This window comes from Xanthomonas vasicola pv. musacearum NCPPB 4379 (genome assembly GCF_000277895.2).
In the GTDB taxonomy this organism is placed as follows: Bacteria; Pseudomonadota; Gammaproteobacteria; order Xanthomonadales; family Xanthomonadaceae; genus Xanthomonas; species Xanthomonas vasicola.
In genome coordinates this window covers 348,046-369,515 of sequence record NZ_CP034655.1, presented here as the reverse complement: position 1 = coordinate 369,515, position 21,470 = coordinate 348,046, and the positions used below count along the sequence as shown (strand labels likewise).

Annotated in this window: 15 protein-coding genes and 5 pseudogenes; 10 read left to right on the top strand and 10 right to left on the bottom strand. The window is 63.8% G+C overall.

All coding sequences use genetic code 11. From position 1 onward, the window contains the following. Positions 1-44: 44 nt before the first annotated feature. The 6 genes and pseudogenes from KWO_RS01665 (at position 45) to glpK (ending at position 7,359) form a co-directional block, all read left to right on the top strand. A pseudogene (locus KWO_RS01665) lies at positions 45-1,116 on the top strand (aromatic ring-hydroxylating dioxygenase subunit alpha). Positions 1,117-1,216: 100 nt separating this feature from the next. Further along, positions 1,217-1,943, top strand: a pseudogene (locus KWO_RS01660) (ferredoxin reductase); the annotation flags it as partial. Between the two features lie 212 nt (positions 1,944-2,155). Continuing rightward, entirely contained in the window at positions 2,156-2,983 is an 828-nt protein-coding gene (locus KWO_RS01655) for a DeoR/GlpR family DNA-binding transcription regulator (protein ID WP_017113344.1), read from the top strand. A 222-nt stretch (positions 2,984-3,205) separates the two neighbouring features. Continuing rightward, positions 3,206-4,720, top strand: a complete 1,515-nt coding sequence (gene glpD, locus KWO_RS01650) for a glycerol-3-phosphate dehydrogenase (protein ID WP_010368984.1) — start codon at positions 3,206-3,208, stop codon at positions 4,718-4,720. A 177-nt stretch (positions 4,721-4,897) separates the two neighbouring features. Continuing rightward, positions 4,898-5,718, top strand: a pseudogene (locus KWO_RS01645) (MIP/aquaporin family protein). A 141-nt stretch (positions 5,719-5,859) separates the two neighbouring features. Next, a complete protein-coding gene (glpK, locus tag KWO_RS01640) occupies positions 5,860-7,359 on the top strand; it encodes a glycerol kinase GlpK (RefSeq protein ID WP_010377280.1) in 1,500 nt (499 codons plus the stop codon). Positions 7,360-7,511: 152 nt separating this feature from the next. On the opposite strand, the gene KWO_RS01635 is transcribed toward glpK, so the two are convergent. Together KWO_RS01635 and pobA are read right to left on the bottom strand one after the other, a co-directional pair. Beyond that, complete coding sequence (locus KWO_RS01635) at positions 7,512-8,021, bottom strand: nuclear transport factor 2 family protein (RefSeq protein WP_010377278.1); 510 nt, start codon at positions 8,019-8,021, stop codon at positions 7,512-7,514. Positions 8,022-8,472: 451 nt separating this feature from the next. Further along, positions 8,473-9,657 (bottom strand): 4-hydroxybenzoate 3-monooxygenase, encoded by a 1,185-nt coding sequence (gene pobA / locus KWO_RS01630; protein ID WP_010368991.1) that lies wholly within the window; start codon positions 9,655-9,657, stop codon positions 8,473-8,475. A 96-nt stretch (positions 9,658-9,753) separates the two neighbouring features. Here pobA and KWO_RS01625 point away from each other — a divergent pair, with 96 nt between their 5' ends. Continuing rightward, the gene (locus KWO_RS01625; protein ID WP_017113342.1) at positions 9,754-10,641 is read left to right on the top strand and encodes a helix-turn-helix domain-containing protein; all 888 of its coding nucleotides are present in this window, start codon (positions 9,754-9,756) and stop codon (positions 10,639-10,641) included. Between the two features lie 538 nt (positions 10,642-11,179). Here the strand turns inward: KWO_RS01625 and KWO_RS01620 are convergent. From KWO_RS01620 to KWO_RS01585, 6 genes and pseudogenes are all read right to left on the bottom strand, one after another. Beyond that, entirely contained in the window at positions 11,180-12,661 is a 1,482-nt protein-coding gene (locus KWO_RS01620) for a benzaldehyde dehydrogenase (protein ID WP_010377276.1), read from the bottom strand. A gap of 31 nt (positions 12,662-12,692) precedes the next feature. Next, entirely contained in the window at positions 12,693-13,460 is a 768-nt protein-coding gene (locus KWO_RS01615) for a coniferyl-alcohol dehydrogenase (protein ID WP_010377275.1), read from the bottom strand. 32 nt (positions 13,461-13,492) lie between these two features. Then, positions 13,493-14,533: pseudogene (locus tag KWO_RS22385) on the bottom strand (SphA family protein). A 131-nt stretch (positions 14,534-14,664) separates the two neighbouring features. Next, positions 14,665-15,195 (bottom strand): MarR family winged helix-turn-helix transcriptional regulator, encoded by a 531-nt coding sequence (locus tag KWO_RS01600; protein ID WP_010377274.1) that lies wholly within the window; start codon positions 15,193-15,195, stop codon positions 14,665-14,667. 469 nt (positions 15,196-15,664) lie between these two features. Further along, on the bottom strand, positions 15,665-16,912 hold the full coding sequence (locus KWO_RS01590; protein ID WP_010369003.1) for a cyclic di-GMP phosphodiesterase: 1,248 nt from the start codon (positions 16,910-16,912) through the stop codon (positions 15,665-15,667). 149 nt (positions 16,913-17,061) lie between these two features. Then, the gene (locus tag KWO_RS01585; RefSeq protein ID WP_010377273.1) at positions 17,062-18,372 is read right to left on the bottom strand and encodes an MFS transporter; all 1,311 of its coding nucleotides are present in this window, start codon (positions 18,370-18,372) and stop codon (positions 17,062-17,064) included. A gap of 244 nt (positions 18,373-18,616) precedes the next feature. On the opposite strand from KWO_RS01585, the pseudogene KWO_RS23340 reads away from it, so the two are divergent. Further along, positions 18,617-18,847, top strand: a pseudogene (locus tag KWO_RS23340) (hypothetical protein). After that, positions 18,844-19,389, top strand: a complete 546-nt coding sequence (locus KWO_RS01575; protein ID WP_010377272.1) for a gamma carbonic anhydrase family protein — start codon at positions 18,844-18,846, stop codon at positions 19,387-19,389. The pseudogene KWO_RS23340 and the gene KWO_RS01575 overlap by 4 nt, the downstream one beginning before the upstream one ends. A 54-nt stretch (positions 19,390-19,443) precedes the next feature. Here the strand turns inward: KWO_RS01575 and KWO_RS01570 are convergent, their stop codons facing one another. Together KWO_RS01570 and KWO_RS01565 are read right to left on the bottom strand one after the other, a co-directional pair. Then, on the bottom strand, positions 19,444-19,641 hold the full coding sequence (locus tag KWO_RS01570) for a proteinase inhibitor (protein WP_238692677.1): 198 nt from the start codon (positions 19,639-19,641) through the stop codon (positions 19,444-19,446). Positions 19,642-19,758: 117 nt separating this feature from the next. Then, positions 19,759-21,120: a glycoside hydrolase family 5 protein gene (locus KWO_RS01565; RefSeq protein WP_026113222.1), complete on the bottom strand. Its 1,362-nt coding sequence runs from the start codon at positions 21,118-21,120 to the stop codon at positions 19,759-19,761. 187 nt (positions 21,121-21,307) lie between these two features. Between KWO_RS01565 and KWO_RS23255 the strand changes: the two genes are divergently transcribed. Next, positions 21,308-21,430, top strand: coding sequence for a hypothetical protein (locus tag KWO_RS23255; protein ID WP_256133535.1), 123 nt, complete (start codon positions 21,308-21,310; stop codon positions 21,428-21,430). The last annotated feature ends 40 nt before the right edge of the window (positions 21,431-21,470 follow it).

Genomic DNA, 21,470 nt, shown 5'->3' with positions numbered 1-21,470 from the left:
GCCGCCTTGCATCCAGGTTGCGTACACATCCAGGAGTTACGGTCATGTCGCAGTCCAAGCCGCTGTTTCCCCTCAACGCGCGGTACGCCGTCGTCTGGGACCACGAGATCAAGCACGCGCTCAGCCCACGCAAGATCTGCAACCGGACGTGGTGGTCTACCGCACCACTGCCGGTGCGCTGGTCGCGCTTGAAGACGCCTGCTGGCACCGGCTGGTGCCGTTGTCGATGGGCAAGCTGCGCGGCGACGATGTGGTGTGCGGCATCACGGGCTGGTCTACAACACGCAGGGGCGCTGCGTGCACATGCCCTCGCAGGACACCATCAACCCCTCGGCCTGCGTGCGCAGCTTCCCGTTGCCAAAAAGCACCGCTGTGTCTGGATCTGGCCGGGCGACCCGGCCTGGGCCGATGCGCGCCTGATTCCCGACCTGCACTGGCGCACGACCCGGCCTGGGCCGGCGATGGCCGCACCATCTACGCCAAGTGCGACTACCGGCTGGTGCTGGACAACCTGATGGACCTCACCCACGAGACCTTCGTGCACGGCTCCAGCATCGGCCAGGACGAAGTGGCCGAAGCGCCGTTCGACGTGGTGCATGGCAATCGCAGCGTGGTCGTATCGCGCTGGATGCGCAATATCGATCCGCCGCCGTTCTGGGCCAGCCAGATCGCCCGCCATCTGGACTACCGCGGCAAGGTCGATCGCTGGCAGATTATTCATTTCGAAGCACCCGGCACCATTGCTATCGATGTGGGCGTGGCCATCACCGGCACCGGTGCGCCGGAGGGCGATCGCAGCCAGGGTGTCAACGGCTATGTGCTGAACGCCATCACCCCCGAAACCGACACCACCTGTCATTACTTCTGGGCGTTCATGCGCAACTACGCGCTGCACGACCAGTCGTTGACCACGCTCACGCGCGAAGGGGTGACCGGCGTGTTCGGCGAAGACGAGGCGGTGCTGGAAGCGCAGCAACGTGCGATCGGCGCGCACCCGGATCAGGCCTTTTACAACTCAACGTCGATGCCGGCGGCATGTGGGCGCGGCGCGTGATCGACCGCCTGATCGCGCAGGAACAACGCGTGCAGGATCTGTCGCTGCGCATGGTGGGCTGAGCACAGCGCATGCGGCCAGCCGTGCCTTCAATCACAGCGATTCATCGCAATGCCATTACTGCCGGCACGGGCCGGCACGCCTCATTGCCCGGAGCCCTTCATGCGTAAAGACACCCAGTGGCATCGCGGCCGCGTCGTCAGTGCTGCCGATGCCTGCCCCGGCGTGCGCGAAATCATGCTAGATCCTGGCACCGCCGCGCGCCACTTCGAGGTCGGTAGCCATGTGAATTTCCGCGTGCAGCTGCATGGTCGCGACGATGTACGCTCGTATTCGTTGGTGGGCGAACCGCGCGCCGATGGCTATTTCCGGATTGCAGTGCGGCAGATGCCCGACAGCCGTGGCGGCTCGCTGCATATGTGGACGCTCGCGCCGGGCGATGTGGTGGAAATGTCGCCACCCAACAACAACTTCCCGCTGGATGAAAGCGGCGAGGAAATTCTGCTGATTGCCGGTGGTATCGGTATCACTCCGATCATTGGCATGGCGCAACGGCTGGCGCGTCGCCATCCCGCGTTTCGCCTGCTCTACGCCGGCCGCTCACGCAGTGCGACGGCTTATGTCGACACGCTGGAAGCGCTGCTGGGCAAGCGTTTGCAATTGCAACTGCGACGACAGCGCCGGCCCGCCCGATTTGGCTGCGCAACTGGCGCGGCTCTCGCCCAATGCCGAAGTCTACGTATGCGGACCACTCGGCATGCTCGAAGCGGCACGCCAGCACTGGCACGCGGCAGGTCGGCCGTACGCGCGGCTGCACTTCGAAACCTTCGGCAATAGCGGGCGGATTCCGGCGCAGGCATTCGTGGTGAAACTGCCGGGGCTGGGGTTGTATGGCTTTGCACACCATCTGAGTCGGTAGCGCGTGCTTGATTCACCTCGTAGCTCTGGCCTCAGACCGCTCTACCTCGCAGAGTCGAGGCATGTCGCAGGCTTCACGCGAAACCGCGCGGCATGTGCGCACTAAACCAGGCTGGTGATCGCAATCAGCCCACAGCTCCTGCAGCCACTGGCGCGTACCACCGTGTTTGCATCCTCACGCGTATGCGCGATCATCTGCGCATGGAGTCGACTCACTACAGGACTGTCCCGGCGCCGGCATTAAACCCGCGCCAGGAGCAATTGGTGGCGCTGGTGCGGCAGCAGGGCTTTGCCGACGTGGAAGGCTTGGCCACCCGCTTTGAGGTGACGCCGCAGACCATCCGGCGCGATCTGACCCTGCTCTGCGATGCCGGCGTGCTGCGCCGCTATCACGGCGGCGTCAGCATGCCTTCCAGCGTGGAAAATCTCGCCTATACCGCACGCAAAGCGCTGCAGGCCCGCGAAAAGCAGCATATCGCCGCGCGTGTGGCGCGTTTCATTCCCGACGATGCTTCGCTGTTTATCAACCTTGGCACCACCAACGAGGAAGTTGCGCGTGCGTTGCTGCAGCACCGCGGGCTGCGGGTGATCACCAACAACCTCAACGTCGCGGTGATGCTCAGCGCCAACCCCAGCTTCGAGGTGATCGTGGCCGGTGGCGTGGTGCGCGGGCGCGACCAGGGCGTGACCGGTGAGGCGACGGTGGAGCTGATCCGTCAGTTCAAGGTGGATTTCGGGGTGATCGGCATTTCCGGTATCGACCTGGACGGCACCTTGCTGGATTTCGACTACCAGGAAGTGCGCGTGGCGCAGGCCATCATCGAGCACTCGCGGCAAGTACTGCTCGCCGCCGATCACAGCAAGTTCGGCCGCAACGCCATGGTGCGACTGGGCGCCATCGCCCAGGTGCACGACTGGTTCACTGACCGGCCACCGCCGCAGGAGTTGGCTGCCGTGCTGGCCGAGGCCGGCACCCGGGTGCATTTGGCAGACGCTGACGAAGCCAACTGAGGTGGATGTTCGTTTTTGAGCGTTCTTATGCAAAAGCCAAAGGAGCCGCTCAATTCGAGTAAACCATCACATCTAAATTACATTCTCGATAGCCAACTTCTCCAGCTGCGACCAGCGGGCCTGGCTCCGCGCATCTTCACGCTTACGCAAGGTTCGATGTTCGAATATGTTCGAACATGACAACTTGGGTTCGCTCATCAGCGCGCCCGGACGGAGGCACCGATGGGCGAGATGTACGATCTTCTGGTAATCGGCGGCGGCATCAACGGGGTCGGCATTGCCCGCGACGCGGCCGGGCGCGGTTTGTCGGTGTGCCTATGCGAGCAGGACGATCTGGCCGCGCACACCAGCAGCGCCAGTACCAAGCTCATTCACGGCGGCTTGCGCTATCTGGAACAGTACGAGTTCGCGCTGGTCGGCAAAGCACTGGCCGAGCGCGAAGTGCTGTTGCGGCTGGCGCCCCACATCATCTGGCCGCTGCGCTTCCTGTTGCCCCATCAGCCGCATCTGCGCCCGGCCTGGATGATTCGCGCCGGCCTGTTTCTGTACGACCATCTGGGCGGCAGCAAGCGCAGCCTGCCGCGCTCGCGCCGGTTGTCGCTGCGCACGCATCCGGTGGGTGCGCCACTGCAGCAATCGCTGCGCACTGGCTTTGTGTATTCGGATGCCTGGGTGCAGGACGCGCGGCTGGTGGTGCTCAACGCGATGGACGCGGCCAAACGCGGCGCCAAGATCCACACCCGTACGCGTTGTGTCGGGGCCTGGCGCGATGCCGGCTTCTGGTATGCCGAACTCGAAGACCGCGAGGGCCGCCGCCGCACCGTACAGGCGCGCGCGCTGGCCAATGCGGCTGGGCCGTGGGCAGTGTCGTTCCTGGACAACGTGGCCTCAGTGCCGCACGAACACGCGCTGCGCCTGGTCAAGGGCAGCCATATCGTGGTGCCCAAGCTGTTCGACCATGATCATGCGTACATCTTCCAGCAACCGGACCGGCGCATCGTGTTCGCCATCCCCTACGAGCACGACTTCACCTTGATCGGTACCACCGACGTGGATTACGAAGCAGACCCCGCCGCGCCGAAGATCGATGCCGCCGAGGTGCAGTATCTGTGCGATGCGGTGAACCTGTATTTCCAGCAGCAGATCTCCCCTGCCGATGTGGTGTGGAACTACAGCGGCGTGCGCCCCCTGCTAGACGACGCCGAAGACAACGCGGCCGAAGTCACCCGCGATTACCAGCTGGAAGTGGTCACCGATGGCGCGCCACTGCTCAATGTGTTCGGCGGCAAGCTGACCACCTACCGCAAGCTCGCCGAAGAAGCGGTGGACCGGCTCACCCACGCGCTGGGCGCACGCAAGCCGGCGTGGACCGCACGTGGCGACGCATTGCCCGGCGGCGAACAGCGCGATATCGCAAGCCTGCTGGAACGCGTCAGCAGCGCGCGCCCCTGGTTGCCGGCCGCCACCGCGCAGCGCTTGGTGCGCAACTACGGCACCTGCGCCGAACAACTGCTTGGCGATGCACGAAGCCTGGCCGAACTGGGTACGCACTTTGGTGCGGACCTGTATCAGGCCGAGGTGGATTACCTGCGCCAATCCGAATGGGCGGTCGCTGCCGACGATATCCTGTGGCGGCGCAGCAAGCTCGGCCTGCGCATCGATGCGGCCGGGCGGCAGCGTCTGGAAGACTATCTGCAGACGCAGTCGATCCAGCAACCCGACATCGTCCCTGCTTGAACACACTGCATTGCCGGCGAGGACGGGTCGTCCGGCAATGTATTCCGGCGCATCAGCCAGCACATCATCCTGAGTTACGTGGAGGGCACCCCAGATGAGCATCAACGACCACCGCTGCGCGCCAGTAAACGCGCTGCATCCTGTTGTTTGCATCGCTGACACTGCGGGTCTGCGCGCATGAGCCGGCAACTCATAGGTGAGTTGATTTCCGAAGCGGTGGCGATGTTCATCATCATCGCGCTCGGCGATTCGGTGGCAGCGATGTACATCCTGTACGACCCCAGCCCTTACCAAAACGCGTATTGGGGCGTGTGCATTGCCTGGGGTTTGTCGGTGACATTGGCGATCTACGTCACCGGCTCGGTATCCGGCACCCACGCCAATCCGGCGGTGACGCTGGCACTGGCGTTGTTCCGCGACTTTCCTGGCAGAAAGTGCTCCCTTACTGGGTTGCGCAGGTGATCGGCGCATTCCTGGGCGCGGCCACCGTCTATCAGTTGTATGGACCGGTAATCGACCACTTCAACCAGCTGCATCAGCTCACGCGTGAGACCGGTGGCGCGGCGGGGGTGTTCTTCACTGCGCCGGGGCTGGCGGTCACGCCGATGCATGCGCTGGTCGACCAGATCATCATCACTGCGTTCCTGATCTTCGGCATCTTCGCCATCACCGAGCAGTTCAACGAAGCCGCACCGACTGCCAACTCCGGCGCGTTGATGATCGGTTTGCTGGTGGCGACGCTGGGTGCGTCGATGGGCTATCTGGAAGCCTGGGCGATGAACCCCGCGCGCGACTTCGGCCCGCGCTTGTTCGCGTATTTCGCCGGTTGGGGCGAGGCCGCGTTGCCGGCCAAGGACAACTATTGGTGGATCCCGATTGTTGGCCCCTTGATCGGCGGGCCGCTCGGCGCGCTGGCGTATCAGTGGCTGATCCTGCCGTTCCTGCCGGCGCGCGTGCGCCATCTGCAGGGCGGCGCGAAACCGCTCGATCCGCCGTGATGGCATTGCGCTAAGCCGACAATCACTCTGACGACGCCCGAGGTCAGCGGTGGCCAAGCCATCATTGGCCACACGTCATCGCCCGTCCGCACCGACCTTTCTCGCCGTGCGCCCATGCCGGCATTGTTCGAGGAATCTCCGATGGAAAAGCAGTACGTCCTTGCGATCGATCAAGGCACCACCAGTTCGCGCGCGATGTTGTTCGATCGCCAGGGCAAGGTGGCCGGTGTGGCGCAACGCGAATTCGGCCAGATCTTTCCGCAGCCGGGTTGGGTAGAACACAACCCGCGCGAGATCATGACCAGCGTCTATACCACCATCACCGAGTTGCTGAACAACGCGCAGATCGATGCACGCGCGATCGCCGGGATCGGCATCACCAATCAACGCGAAACCGCGGTGGTGTGGGACAAGGCCACCGGCCAGCCGATCTACAACGCCATCGTGTGGCAATCCCGGCAGACCAAGGACATCTGCACCCAGCTCAAGGAAGCCGGGCATGAGCAGATGGTGCGCGACAAGACCGGCCTGCTGATCGATGCATATTTTTCCGGCACCAAGGTCAAGTGGATTCTCGACCATGTGGAAGGTGCGCGCGAACGCGCGCAGAAAGGCGAGCTCGCATTCGGCACCATCGACAGCTGGCTGATCTGGAACCTCACCGGCGGCAAGGTGCACGTTACCGATTACACCAATGCCTCGCGCACCATGATGTTCAACATTCACACGCTGGAGTGGGACGTGGAGCTGCTGGCCATGCTGGACGTGCCCGCGCAGATGCTGCCGGAAGTGCGTTCGTCCAGCGAGGTCTATGGCATGACCCAGACCCAGTATTTCTACGGCGAACAAGTGCCCATTGCCGGGATCGCCGGCGACCAACAAGCCGCGTTGTTCGGCCAGGCGTGCTTCGAGCCGGGCATGGCGAAAAACACCTACGGCACCGGCTGTTTCATGCTGATGAATACCGGCGACAAAGCGGTGGCTTCCAAGGCCGGTTTATTGACGACGATTGCCTGGGGCATCGACGGCAAGGTCGAATACGCGCTGGAAGGCGCCATCTTCGTCGCCGGTTCGGTGGTGCAATGGCTACGCGATGGCTTGCGTATGTTGGGCAAGGCCAGCGATTCGCAGGCTTATGCCGAGCGCGCCGGCGACAATGACGGTGTGTACATCGTGCCGGCCTTCGTCGGCCTGGGCGCGCCGTACTGGCGTAGCGACATTCGCGGCGCCGTGTTCGGGCTGACGCGTGGCACCACCAAGGAACACTTCGTACGTGCGGCGGTCGAATCGATGGCCTACCAGACCCGCGACGTACTTACCGTGATGCAGAGTGATTCCGGAATCGAACTGAAAGAACTGCGTGCCGACGGCGGCGCCATCGCCAACGACTTTATGGCGCAGTTCCAGAGCGACATGCTCAATGTGCCGGTGCTCCGCCCGGAAGTCGCCGAAACCACCGCACTCGGTGCGGCGTATCTGGCAGGGCTTGCAACCGGGTTCTGGTGCAGCCGCGAAGAAATTGCCAAGCAATGGGCAGTGGATCGCCGCTTCGAACCGGCCATGGCCGACGACAAGCGCGAAGCGCTGTACGCCGGCTGGCAGCAAGCAGTGGAAGCGACGATGGGTTTCCGCATCAGCTGATGGTTGCCGTCAAAACGACAGCGCCCATCATGCGGTCGGCGCTTAGACCGCATAGCTATCTGCAATTCATGCGGTCGGCGCTTAGACCGGATAGCCATCTGCAATAACGAAGCAGGCAGGCCTGCGCAATGCAGCCCTGCCTTCGGCCGTCGTTACTGGCCGCCAGTGCTGGGGCCGGAGATGGTGTCCGTGTCCCAATGTTCTTTGATTACCCCCTTTTCGATCCGGAACATATCGAGCCAGGTGGTGGTGTAGGTGGTGCCCGGCTTATTGGGATTGGGCAAGGTGCGCACCGACACGAACGTCACCAGATCGCCGTCAGCCGTGATGGCCACCAATGGCAGCTGCACACGCGGCTGCACCGGCGTCGGCTTCACGAGAGAGGTGAGAAAAGCGATGAACGCATCGCGCCCATTGGCCACGTTCGGATTGTGCTGGATGTAGTTCTTGTCCATGTACATCGGCGCGTACTGCACCTGGCCCGCCTCAAGCACGGTGCGCCAGAAATCGTAGACCAGCCGCTTGTTTGCAGTTTCATACCAGGTGGAGCCGAGCAGCATCTTCTGATGGTTGGGATTTGCAGTGACCGCGGTCTGCGCAAACGCAGCTACTGGCGCTACCAGCATGACCAATAGCAAGGCACGGGTGGGCAACTTCTTCATGGGATACTCCTGGGTGGAGGATGGCAGTGCGTTCATCGGTGGATGCCAGCACGGTGTTCCGTTGAGCAGGGGAATGACGCGTCCTTGCAGCCGCATCTATGCGTCAACGCCACCCTACCGGTGACGTTCACTCGCTCGCTAGGTGCCTAGAGGTGCACCTGGGCACTTGCAGAACAAATGGTGAGAAAAACATAACCCACGTGCTTGCCGCCAGTGCTTTGCTGCAACGTGCGCAGGGTTGTCCTGATGTTGCTCTTGATTGTGCGATTACCGCAGCAAAGCCAACGAATGTGCGACTGCTATGTGCGATCAAGCGATGTTATCGGAGTGCTGCAGTGCGCTCACATCGTATGTAGGGAGCCAGGGCGTCATTGAATCTTTACAACCATGCCGCCCAGGTCTTGGGTAGTCCTTACGCGGCCTGGGACATCACGGCATCATCCATGCCGCATCAATCCGACAGCACAGCCAATGGTAGGCCTGCATAGTTTTCCGCCAGCGTCGTGCGGCCTGCTTCGCTACCGAGCAGATAATCCAACTCCGCTCCGTGCAGCCGCGTAGTGAATTCGTCTTCGTCGTCGAAGCAGTGCAACAGCGTGGTCATCCACCACGAGAAACGTTCGGCTTTCCACACGCGCTGCAAGGCTAGCTCCGAGTACTGCTGCAGCACGCTGGCGTCGCCGCTTGTTTTCCAGCGCTCGAACAACTGCGCCAGCAGGCCGACATCGCCCAGTGCCAGATTTAGCCCCTTTGCGCCTGTGGGCGGCACGATATGCGCGGCATCGCCGGCCAGGAACAAGCGGCCATATTGCATCGGCTCGGCAACGAAACTACGCAGCGGTGCGATGCTTTTCTCGATCGATGCGCCGGTGACCAGCTGCGCCGCCAATGCAGGCGGCAGCCGTGTACGCAACTCGTCCCAGAACGTCTGATCGCTCCAGGCATCCACCTGCGCGCTCGCAGGCACCTGGATGTAATAACGCGTCCGGGTGGGCGAACGCATCGAACACAGTGCAAACCCGCGTGGGTGGCGCGCGTAGATCAGCTCTTCGTGCACAGGTGGCGTGTCGGCCAGCACGCCGAGCCAACCAAATGGATACACGCGCTCGAACAGACGCAGTCGCTTGGCGGGAATGCTGGCGCGGCTGACGCCGTGATAGCCATCGCAGCCGACGATGTAGTCGCAGTCCAGACGCTTGCGCTGGCCGTCTTGCGTGAATTCCACAGCGGGCGCAGTGCCCTCCACATCGCACAGGGTCACGTCCTGCGCGTTGTAATGCGTAGGTGCCCCACTGCGCTCGCGCGCGTCCATAAGATCGGCGGTGACCTCGGTCTGCCCGTAAACGGTGACGCCCCGTCCGCAGCCGCGCAGCAGGTCGATGCGCTCGCGCTGCCCATCGAGCGATAACTCAAAGCCGTGATGTAGCAGGCCTTCGCGCTGCAACCGCTCGCCGACGCCAGCACGCTGCAGCAGTTCCACACTGCCCTGCTCCAGCACACCGGCGCGGATACGCGACAGCACATGCTGGGGTGTCTGCCGCTCGACGATAACGCAGTCGATGCCGGCGAGCCGCAATAGTTCACCCAACAACAGGCCGGATGGGCCGGCGCCGATGATCGCAACCTGCGTTCGCATGCACTGTTCCTGGTCTGAATGGCGATGCAGGCAGTGTCAGTAGCCAAACCCGCGCATTGAAGGGATGATTGCGTGCAGTCCTTGGACTTTTCGACGATGGCCCCACCTACGCCCGACGCTGCTGCAGTCCCTGCTTTCGGCCTGTACGGCGAGCAACACGCCGATGCCGCGGAGTTGCTGCACTGGGAATCGATTGCCGCGCGCAGCCGGCTGCACGACTGGCAGATCGTCCCGCATCGACATGAAGACTTAGCGCAATTGGTCTACGTGCAACGCGGGCCGGCGACGCTGCAGCTGGATGGGCGCTCGCAACGCCTGCGCGGCACAAGCGTGGTGTGGCTTCCACCGCTTTGCGTACATGGTTTCGCATTCGACCCGGCGGTGCGCGGACACGTCATCACCATGTGCATGCCGCTGGTCAAGACCACGCTGAGCGCTGCGCCATTGCTGCAACAGGTGCTGACGACGCCAGCAGTTGTGCAGGTGCAGCACGCGCGCAAATGGCTGGATGTGGTGTTCGGCAGCATTGCCGAGGACCATGCGCGCCGACGGATCGGCCATGACATCGCGGCGCAGGCCGCGGCGGCGCAGCTGGTCATCTGGATGGCACGCACGGCGCTGGAACGCGCACAGGACGCCACGGCGATCAGCCCGCAGACGGATCACGCACTGCGCCATCTCCGCGCCTATCAAAGTTTGATCGACCAGCACTACCGCGCGCACTGGCCGATTTCGCGCTATGCCGATCACCTTGGGTTGACGCCCGGTCACCTCAACGCCTTGTGCCAGCGCTTGGCTGGCGCCTCCGCACTGCAGCTGCTGCAGCGCCGGATCATGTTGGAAGCACGCCGCACATTGCGTTACACCAGCCTAAGCGTGCAACAGATTGCCGCCGGCCTTGGATTTTTCGACGCTGCCTATTTCAGTCGCTATTTCGCACGCCACGCCGGCTGCTCGCCGACGCGCTTTCGCACTGGCGAGTAAGAACGGCAACACAGCGATGTTGCTTACTCGCTGTCCGCGTCGGAGGAAGAGTGATTTAGAGACTCGCTGCAAGGTCCTTGCCCGCCCACCATCGCAGGACACGCTACAAGTAGGTCCATGTAAGCTCCTTGGCGGGGTCCATGCCGCCAAGGGTCCTGCGACGGTGAGCGCGCAAGGACCAGTCACGTTGGTCGGTCTGTCAGCGCAATCGACAGGCGACCTTCGCTCGCTATGCAGAAGCGCCTGCGTTTCACAAGCAGCTGCCATAAAACTGCCGACCAACGTTCTGGTGCGGTGCCCTCGCCGCTTGCGGGACCGTTGGCGGCATGGATGCCGCCATCGGGCCCACAGCGATGGGTCTACGGCGTGTCCCGCAAGCGGTGAGGGCACCGCGCGCTCGACCAATTAAGCCTTTGCTTGCATCTAAAAATGATGCAAGGCATTTCCAAACAGCCAATACGAGTGAGCCAAGCACATTTCTCCATCCGTCCAAAGATGGAGATAACGTTTCAGCCACTCCATCACCAAGCCAATTCACTCAGAACGGATACTGCGGCACTTCGTTTTTGATCGTCAGCCATTGCCAGTGCGTGTACTGCTCCCAATCGGCGGGGCCGCCGACGCTGGTGCCGTTGCCCGACGCACCGGTGCCACCGAACGGATTGACGACCTCATCGGCCACCGTCTGGTCGTTGATATGCAGCAGACCCGTGTGCAACTTCTCGCCCAACGCCAGCGCCCGCGAGACCGATGCCGACAGGATGCCTGCCGCCAGCCCGTATTCGCCCTGGTTGGCCAACTCGGCAGCTTCGTCGTCGGTGTCGAACACGGTGATGTTGATCACCGGCCCGAACACTTCTTCGTCGAACACACGCATGCCGGGGCGCACATTGGACAGCACGGTGGGCGCGTAGAACAGGCCTTGGTTGGTGGCGCCAGCTTCGACCACCGCACCAGCGGCGACGCTATCGCTGACGATGTCGATGACGCGCTGCAGCTGGCGCTGGTCGATGATCGGACCCAATGCGACAGTGCCACTGACCGGGTCACCCACCGGCAGATGGCGCGCCTTTTCGGCCAGCCGCTGAGTCAGCGCCTGCGCTACGCCGCGTTGTACCAGTACACGTCCGGTGGCCATGCAGATCTGGCCCTGGTACATGTAAGCGCCGAATGCGACGGCCGAGGCGGCCTTGTCCAGATCCGCGTCGTCGAGCACGATCAGTGCGTTGTTGCCACCCAGTTCCAATGAGACTTTCTTCAGATGGCGCCCTGCGATTTCGCCGATGCGGCGGCCGGTAGCCGTGGAGCCGGTGAATGCGATCATCGGAACATCCGGCGATTTCACCAGCGCCTGACCAATCTGCGCATCGCCATGCAACACGTGCAACAAGCCCTTGGGAAGACCCGCTTCTTCGAGTACCTGCGCGATGATCACTCCGCCCGTGTACGGCGTGCGCGGGTCGGGCTTGAGAACCACCGCATTACCCATTGCCAGTGCCGGCGCCACCGAACGCAGCGACAGAACCAACGGGAAATTGAACGGCGAAATCACTCCGATCACGCCCAACGGCAGGCGGCGTGCAAGGCTAAGTTGGCCGGCTGATGTCGGCAACATCTGGCCGCTGGCCTGCAGCGGCATTCCAGCCGCCTGCTGGTAGAGCACCACCGCTTCGTCCACCTCGCGCTGCGCCTTGGGCAGGATGCCGCCGGTTTCGAGCGCAATCAGTAACGTGGCTTCGGCGCTGCGCGCCTGCATCACTTGCGCGGCGCGATGGAAGACCGCAGCACGTTCGCGCGGCGAGGTCGCAGCCCAGGCGCGCTGTGCTTGTTTGGCCTGTGCGATAGCGGTCGCGACATCGGCCAGGTCGGCCTTGCCGACTTCATGCAACAAAGCGCCGGTTGCCGGCTCATGGACAGCCAAGCTGCCGCCGTGACCGGGCACCCATTCGCCATTGAAGATGCAACCATGCCACGCGGGTGCGTTTGTTGCAGCGTCCGCTGCGCTGGAAAGAGCATTCATGGTCTAGCCTCCTGCAAAAAAATGTGGTGGATTAGAGCGTAGTGGAAGCCAGCCCGCCATCGATCGGCAGGGTGATGCCGTTGATCCAGCGGGCGGCGTCGGATGCGAGAAAGACGATGCCCTCGGCCACTTCGTCGGCATACGCCGGGCGGGTCATGCGCTTGGCATCTTCCTTGACGCGTTCCTCGCCGAGCATGGCGGCGAAATCGTCCAGGATCGGCGTAAACACCGGGCCCGGTGACACGTTGTTGACGCGCACGCCATGGTCGGCGAACCAGGGCCGCGATTGCAGCAAGGTCCACACGATCAACGCTTCCTTGAAGTATTGGTAGCAAGTGTCGTGGGGCACCGGATGCGCCGCCAGCCATGCACTGCCGCTTTCGAAGCTGTCGGTCGCGGCCAACTGCTTGTGCAGGTCCAGACGCTGCGGCCACTCGGCGCCCAGAATTGAAGCGACATTGATGATGGAACCGCCCGACACGATACGCGGCAGCAGCCCCTGGGTCAGATGGCGCAGGCCCAGATAGTTCACCCGCGCCACCACATCCACCGGCGCGGTGCCCGGCACGCCGGCAATATTTGCCAGCGCATCGATGTGATCCGGCAATGCCTTCACCAAGGTATCAATGGATGCCAGGTCGCCAAGATCGGCCTGATGAAAACCGTGCAGTGTCATTTGCACCGGCGTGCGATCGACACCAATCACCTTAGCGCCATGAAACCGTGCAAGCCGTGCGACCTCCGCGCCAATGCCCGACGCCACGCCAGTCACCACGATCGTCTTGTTGTGTAAATTCATTGCCATCCTCGAAGGAGCCAGCTGTGCCGGCGCTAGAACACATGGACATATTCGAGATTCACGTTGGTGCCGGACGCTGCGTTCCTGACTTCGACGGGTAGGTAGAGGTTGGCGAACAGGATGTTCTTGGCATCAAAGCGCCATACGCCACCCGGCCCTGCATAGAACGCGCGCTGACGGCTGTCCGGCACGCGCTCGTCGTTGGTGCGGTTGTCGCGGAATTGGGTCAGGTAATACGCGTTGACGCCCAGCCGCAGCTTCGGCGTCAGTTCCCAGGAGGTGGCGAAATTGATCCAGCCTGCATCGCCTGCCTGACCGCTACGGAAGTCGAAGCCGGGCGACACGTTCGGACGACGCTCGCTGCGAAAGTTGTAGATGTAGTTAATGCGTGCGCTGACTTCCCAATTGGGCGTGGGAAGCACCGTGAATGCGTAGCTGGGAATGAGCGACCAGTAACCGGAGCCCTGGTTGAGATCGCGGTCGCGGTCAAACTTGCCAACCGGCGCCACGGCGTCGAATTCGAATCGCTGCGAGAACACCGCTCGCCCGTTGCGTATCACCGGCGGCATTTGCAGATATGGCCCGAATGTCACATCGCCCAAGCCGGCGCCGTTGTCGCGCAGCGTGGCAATACTGTTGCGGCCGAACGAGGTCTCCAAATTGACCAGCGGCACCAGTGCAGTGACGCCCAGCGATCCGCCAAACAATTTCTAGGGCGTGACGTAAGCGAACTGGGTCAGCAGCACGGTGGAATCGATACGCGGGTTGTCGAACACCGGTACATCGTTGCCACGGGCGTCCTTGATTGCATCCAACGCGTTATGCCGCAGGTAGGTGATGACCGCCAACCCGGGTGTGGTGCTGGTGAACCCGTCCAGAAAGCTGGTGCCACCGGTGTTGACGCCATTGGTCAGCGACGCGCTCTGCGGTACGCCCTGCGGCGCGCTCTGCGCCAGTGCCGCGCCTGCTGCCAACCCTCCCAACACACCGAGCAGCGCGCGGACCTGCCACGTTGCTGCCATCCCAGCGCCACGCATCACCGATGATCGAATCACTGCAGACATCTCCAGCATTCGGAGGGATTAGCGGCACGTGTCACATTACGAACGTCAGCCATGCGCATGCGCCGCGCTGCGCACAGCACATGCCATCGAAACCTTCGTTGAGAGTCGCTGCCGGGCGACAGCAGACCGACGGAGCCGCGTTACGGTGTGTCCAGACGATCCAAGCGGTCCAGGGCGCGCAACAGCGGTGCTTCGCTGGATCCGAGCACAGCGCTGAGTTGCTGTTCCATGCGCAGCACTTCGGCTTCGGCGGCGGCCAGTAGCGCGGCACCGGCCGCGGTCAGCGAAAGATGCTGCATGCGCCGGTCCTGCCGTCCACGCACCTGCCGCAGCAGGCGACGCTTGACCAGCCTGGCCACCAAGATCGCCAGATTCGGCGGCGATACGTGCAGCACATCGCCGATCTGGCGCTGATTGATGCCCGGGTTGCCATCCACCAGCATCAGCAGCGAGAAATCGACCGGCTTGAGGTCGAACGCTGCCACGCACTCCTGAAACATCCGCCGGATCAACAACTCGGTGCGGGTGATGCGATACCCCAGCAACCGCAGCAGACGCGCCTGATCCACCGTGGTGACGGCATCGGGCAAGGGCGCAGCAGGGGCAGTGATGGGCATGGCAGCTCTCACAACAAAGGCAGCGGGCGGACCGGTACGCGCGATGCGCCCCATCCGCAACGCCGATCCCCGGCGTGCACCGTATTGTAGACGCGGCCAGGCCTGTCGATGTGGACATCCACGCCGCCGATGCATGCGCTGTCCGCATATCCAGCACGCCGCCCTTCCGCACACGCGCCTTGCAACGGCGGCATAGCGCGGCAGCTGGTGTGGGACGGCAGTGATCCAGACAGGACTGGGACATGATTCCGGGCGGCAAGTGATTGCGTTCCGGAATATTTATTTATCATAACTACATTGCCAAGCTGCAGCGCAGCATGGTCGCGCTCGCTAGCCGGGAAGCGCTCTGTGGGCTGCTGGCTGCTGGCTGCTGGCTGCTGGCTGCTGGCTGCTGGCTGCTGGCTGCAGCACATGCTGGTCGCAAGCCGCAAGACGTGCGGCTGGGATATCTGCTGAAGGTGATGGCACGGCGTCGGCTTGCATGGCACAAGCACGCCACTGCCGCGGCGCCTATGCCGCCCACTTAGGGCAACCAGAGTTTTTCTAGATCGCGGAAGCCCCACTCGCTGGGGCTTTCCATCTGCGCAATGCGGTCCTGGCAGTCCGGGCGCGACAGGTCGATGTCCTGCACCAGCACGTGGCTGCGCAACTTGGCCGAATAGAACACGCGCACCTTGGGCTTGAGCAGCGAATCAGGGCTCTGCTCGATCACCACCGCGAGTTTTTGCGACTCCAGCCGCACCAGCGAACCAACCGGATAGATGCCCAGCCGGCGTACGAAGGCCTGGAAGACCACCGGGTCGAAATGGCCCTTCCAGGACGCCATCTGCTTGAGCGATTCGGCCGGATCCCAGCCGCGTTTGTAAGGGCGGTCCGAGCTGATGGCGTCGTAGACGTCGCACACCGCGCCCATTCGCGACATCAACGAAATATTTTCGCCGACTAACTGATTCGGGTAGCCGCTGCCATCCATCTTTTCGTGGTGATGAAGCGCAATTTCCAGCACCACCGCATTCTGCACGCCGCCAGCCACCAGCAGCCGATGGCCGTCCAGCGGATGCTGGCGCATCACCTCCATTTCTGCGCTGGTGAGCCGGCCGGGCTTGTTGAGAATCTCCAACGGCGTCACCGCCTTGCCCATGTCGTGCAGCAGGCCGCCCATCGCCGCTTCCACCACCTGCGGCTCGGGCAGGCCGAGCTGGCGCGCCAACCCGCTCATCAGGCCGGCCACGGCCATCGAATGCAGATAGGTGTAGTCGTCGGCGGTCTTGAGCCGCGCCACGCTGATCAAGGCCTGCGGATGCCGCAGCACCGAGTCGTTGATGGCTTCCACCAGCGGCATGGCCGCCTCGGTGTCGACGGTGCGCCCCAGCCGCACATCGCGAAACATGGCCTCGACCATGTCGCGGCCGTCTTCGAAAATGCGGCGTGCGCGCACCACCTCGGCTTCGATGCCGACCTGCGCGGTGACGCTGTTGGTACGCACGCTACGCGGTTCGGCAGCAGGCTCCGGCGGTTCAGGCGCCGCAGGCGCCGGACTCGGCGGTACGCCCGGTTCGGCAGACGCGCCAGAGCTCGTGGGCGCCTCCACATCCACCCCGCGCGCGGTGTCGATTACCAGCTGCTCGATGCGGCTGTCATGGATCTTCTCCACATCGTCGGAATCGACCAGAAACGACGTCTTCCAGAACGGATGGTGCACCCACGCGCCCAGCAGCTTGTAGACATACATGCCGGGGCGGAGTTGATCTGAGTCGATGGTTCTGAGCATGCCGGCGCTGGTCTGCACAATGTCCAGGGAAAGTTCGCCACGGCTTGGCGGTCTGCGGTGTTATCGGCACATGGCACGATTTCTTTGGCGCGCGACCGGGTCGACGAAAGGCCTGGATGTGACGCCGGACGCGGCTGTAGGCGGGCCGCTCAGCGGTTCGGCAGCCGCATCCCCAGCACGGCGACGACGGCGAACAGCAACGGCACGCTGCAGGCCAGATACAACATGGCCGGCGACCATCCGGCGTCCAGCAGCACCCCGGCGCAGAACGGCGACAGGATCGCACCGAAGCGCCCCACCCCGATCGCCCAGCCCAGCGCAGTCGAGCGCACCGCAGCGTTGAAGACGATCGGAACAATGGCGTACATGCCGCCCACCGCAGCGAACATTGCTGCCCCGGTGAGTAAGGCGACAGCGAACGCCCAGCTCAACTGCGTCGTGCACAGGCCGGAGGCCAGCATCGTCAGGCCCATCAGCAACAGGGATCCGATCGTCAGGCGCGACAGCCGCACGCACGAGGCCAACCCACTGAACAGCACGCCGCCGCCGATGCCTCCAAGATTCAACAGCACCCCGCCCGTGACGCCCTCGGTGGCCGACGAGCCAGCGGTCACCAGCAGCTTCGGCGTCCAGCTGATCACGAAGTAGAACGCGAACATCAGCGAAAAAAAGCCAAGCGCGATCAGCAGCGTGTGCCGCCGCATGGCAACGTCAAACAGGGCCCGATAGCCTTGTGCCTGCGTGGCAGACTGCGGCGGTAGCGGCGGCAACGCGTCGTGCGGCGGCATTCCCATCCGCGCCAGCACGGCGTTGAAGCGCGCGACGGCATCGGGTGGCCGGCGCATGATCAGGAACTCCAGCGACTCGGGCAGGAATGCAAACACCAACGGCACACAAAGCAACGATGCCACTGCCCCGAGTACGAACACCGCAGGCCACGACCATTGCTGCATCAACAGTTCGGCAATCATGCCGCCCAGCGTGGCACCGACCGGGTAGCCGGTCACCTGCAGCACGATGGCAGTGTTGCGCCAACGGGGGCTGGAAAACTCCCCTGCCGTGACCGCAACGCAGGCCAACATACCGCCGATCCCCAGACCGGTCAGGAGCCGCAGCGCCCCGAGCTGCCATGCAGTGCTGGCCAGTGCGGACATACCCATGCCGATGGTCAGGATCGCCAAACATGCCAGCGTCAGCGCGCGACGGCCGATGCGGTCTGCCAACGGCGCCAACCCCAGCGCGCCAAGCGCCATGCCGATCAGGCCCGCGCTGAACAGCATACCCAGCAGCTTGCCCGACAGCTGCCAGTCCGCCGACACGTGCGGCGCGGTGAACGCCATGGCCATCACGTCGAAGCCATCGAGCATCGTCAGCAACACGCATACCGCAACGGCCCTCCACTGGAACGGTGTCATGCGCTCCAGCACGAAGTGCCCAAACGATGCAGTGTGCTGACGCATTGGCATGCCCTGTAGTGTGAGAAAGGAATGGTCCGAAAGCGCTGCAGTCGACGTTGAACGGCGCAGTGCGCAAGGCCGGGCTGCGCGGCGGAACAGCGATGCGTGCGATCACCCATGCATAGTGGCTTGCCACCGCCTGCACACGCTAGCCGATTGCACCGCCGGTTCAAGACCGATGACCGCAGCGCTGTGCGCTTATCGGAAAATGCGCCAACGCGCTTGGCCAGCGCTGCGATGTCTTCGGATGCATCGCGTGACGTGCTGTCCGCGGCTTTGGGGTAGCTGCCGTCGCGGCACAATCCATTGGACCTCGTCCCACCTGCTGACGTCTGGCAGCGGCCTCGCACGCATTGCATCCGCCCGTTGAGTGCTGCGGCGCACTGCCCTGCTGCTGCCCCGGCGGCAACCGCAGCGCAGGTATCATCCGCAGCGTGTCCGCAGTAGGCGGCACGCTGACTTGACGGAGATGCTGTGACCCCGATCCGCCCCTTCCTGGACCACACCCCGCAGCTGGGTGCCCGCGTTTACGTCGATCCTGCCTGCACCATCATCGGCAAGGTAAGCCTGGGCGATGACGTCTCGGTCTGGCCGGGTACCGTAATTCGCGGCGACGTCAATCATGTGCAGATCGGCGCGCGCACCAACGTGCAGGACGGCACCATCATCCACGTCAGCCACCACAGCCCGTTCAACAAGGCCGGCTACCCCACGGTGATCGGCGAGGACGTCACCGTCGGCCACGGCACCATCCTGCATGCCTGCACGATCGAGGACCTGTGCCTGATCGGCATGGGGGCCTGCGTGCTCGATGGCGCAACGGTCAAACGCTATGGCTTCGTCGGTGCCGGTGCGGTGGTCGGCCCGGGCAAGGTGGTTGGCGAAGCCGAGTTGTGGTTGGGCAATCCTGCACGTTTGGCGCGCACGCTCAGCGACAAGGAAATCGAAAGCCTGCATTACTCCGCGCAACATTACGTGCGGCTCAAGGACCAATACCGGGGCGCCTCGCCCGCCAGCTGAGCCGCAGCGCCATCAGCGTGCATGGCGCGGGCGTGACGGTACCGGAGTGCGCGGCTACGGCTGCGTGGCGTGCTCCAGTGCCGTCAACGTGGCCAGCGCCTGGGCGCGCGATGTACCGCACATGTCCTGGGACGGACGCAGGCGGGCGCAGACCGCTGGCCGCGTCGGCAGGCCGAACAGGCGGCAGCGGCCCTGCCCGTCCAGTTGCACGCACGGCACCCCCGCCGGCTTGCCATGCGGCATGCCGGGAATGGCCGAACTGATTGATGGGGCGATACAGCAGGCCGCGCAGCCAGCGCGGCAGGGGATGTCCAGGTGCATGCCGCAGTGTAAACCGCCGCCGCCTCCCGGCAGCGGCGGCGATGCCGGCTAGCGGGGCGGAACGTAGCTGGACAGGCGCACGTCGAAGAAGGCCTGCACCGCAGCCAGGTTGGCCTTGGCCTGGATGTCCGCACCCGCGTCGCGGCTCATGCCCAGCACGTCGTCTTCCGGCCACCCGGGGCCAAAGCACCATTGCGTGCTGGGAATGTTGTAGGCCCGCAGATGCGCCAGCATGCGCGTGGTGGCGATCTCCGCGCTGCGATTGCCGGCCGGATAGCCGTGCTCGCCCAGATAACCGCGCTTGCCGGCTTGCTGCAGCGCTTCGATAAACGGGCTGACCATGTTGATGCCGGTATCCGGCTGGATCACCTCGTTGCGCCCACCGGGCCCGATCCAGTTACCGCCCCCGCTGCCGTTGCTGTCGAGATAGTTGTGCGCCTCGTACACGATGCGATCGTATGGGTCCGGGATGTCGAACAGGTCCATCGAATCGTCCTGCCAGCGCCGGGCGCTGGCATAACCGTTGCCGCACACGAAGGCGAAATGGTTTCGATCGCGATCGATGATGGCCTTGGAGCAGGCGGTGGCGGTCTTCTGCCAATGTGCGGCCATCGACAGCACGCTGCCATCGGCGTTGCGCTCGGCGCCCTGGTACGGCTCGTTCATGACGCCCCAGCCGAACACCGCCGGATGCTGCTTGAACCGGTTGACGATACGCGCCCACAGATCCGGCAAGCCGGCGTCGTTGTAGAGCGTGCACCCCGGCGTGCCGATCACCCGGTATTCGTAAAGCTTGAGCAGCTGGTCGCGACTGTCCAGATAGCCTGCGTAATTGAAGTTGCGCAGCGGATAGGTGTCGGCCCACAGCTCGGCCGCCGCCAGATCGCCGACGCGGTTGCCACGCGCATCGACGACTGCACCGCTGGCATCGCGCCGATATCCGCTCTTGGCAGCCACCCGCTGCGGCAGCCGCATGTAATCGTGCAACTCCACGATGGCGCGCTTGCCGCGCGCAGCGATGTTGTCCAGCGCGTCCTGCACCTGCTTGCAGTAGCTCTCGTTCAACAGCGCACCCTGCCCACGCGTGAAGCGCGCAGCGGTTGTCGGCAGACGGAAGAACGGGCAGTTCCCTGCCGCGGCCACATGCTGGGCAGTGATGGCGCGGTAATGCGTGCCGATCTCGGCGTTCTCCACATAGCTATTGGAGGCCAGGCCGGACAGGTTGAGGCCAGCGAACGGCAGGCTGGCGCCTTGCGCGGCTGCGCGGCCTGCCCAGCCGGTGGTGGCCACGACCGCGGCGCCGGCCGCACCTTGCAGGACACGCCGGCGGGTGATGCCGCCGGCGACCGGTGGCGTGGTGGAGTGGGGCGATGCCGCTGTTGCGCGGCGTGGAGATGGATGGTCGGACATCGGGGCGCCTCCTGCGGTGCCGTTGGAAAGATCCTCGCCGGCGCAGCTCCCCTCGGCCGCACCGGTCCGCTCGATGGTGACCGTGCCCCAGCGCCCGGATCTGGGCGCCAGTTCGCACTCCTGCCACTGCATGCCCGGGCGCATACGTTTACATCGCATTACATGACAGGCCAACGACGCCGCGCACGTGCGGGCTCGCAAGGCGATGGCGCACGAGCGGCATCTGCACGGCATGCCGGCAGCGCCCACCGCTGCACTGCAGGTGCACGCCGGCGTGCGTGCTAACGTGCAGACCCTGCGCGTGCAGTGACGGTTGCAGCAGCAACGGTCACGACGCGTTCTAATTGCCA

Bases quoted from the DNA above. Each gene is read 5' to 3' on its own strand.
- KWO_RS01655 (WP_017113344.1), top strand. From the start codon at position 2,156: ATGCGCGATCATCTGCGCATGGAGTCGACTCACTACAGGACTGTCCCG.
- glpD (WP_010368984.1), top strand. From the start codon at position 3,206: ATGGGCGAGATGTACGATCTTCTGGTAATCGGCGGCGGCATCAACGGG.
- glpK (WP_010377280.1), top strand. From the start codon at position 5,860: ATGGAAAAGCAGTACGTCCTTGCGATCGATCAAGGCACCACCAGTTCG.
- KWO_RS01635 (WP_010377278.1), bottom strand. From the start codon at position 8,021: ATGAAGAAGTTGCCCACCCGTGCCTTGCTATTGGTCATGCTGGTAGCG.
- pobA (WP_010368991.1), bottom strand. From the start codon at position 9,657: ATGCGAACGCAGGTTGCGATCATCGGCGCCGGCCCATCCGGCCTGTTG.
- KWO_RS01625 (WP_017113342.1), top strand. From the start codon at position 9,754: ATGGCCCCACCTACGCCCGACGCTGCTGCAGTCCCTGCTTTCGGCCTG.
- KWO_RS01620 (WP_010377276.1), bottom strand. From the start codon at position 12,661: ATGAATGCTCTTTCCAGCGCAGCGGACGCTGCAACAAACGCACCCGCG.
- KWO_RS01615 (WP_010377275.1), bottom strand. From the start codon at position 13,460: ATGAATTTACACAACAAGACGATCGTGGTGACTGGCGTGGCGTCGGGC.
- KWO_RS01600 (WP_010377274.1), bottom strand. From the start codon at position 15,195: ATGGGGCGCATCGCGCGTACCGGTCCGCCCGCTGCCTTTGTTGTGAGA.
- KWO_RS01590 (WP_010369003.1), bottom strand. From the start codon at position 16,912: ATGCTCAGAACCATCGACTCAGATCAACTCCGCCCCGGCATGTATGTC.
- KWO_RS01585 (WP_010377273.1), bottom strand. From the start codon at position 18,372: ATGCGTCAGCACACTGCATCGTTTGGGCACTTCGTGCTGGAGCGCATG.
- KWO_RS01565 (WP_026113222.1), bottom strand. From the start codon at position 21,120: ATGTCCGACCATCCATCTCCACGCCGCGCAACAGCGGCATCGCCCCAC.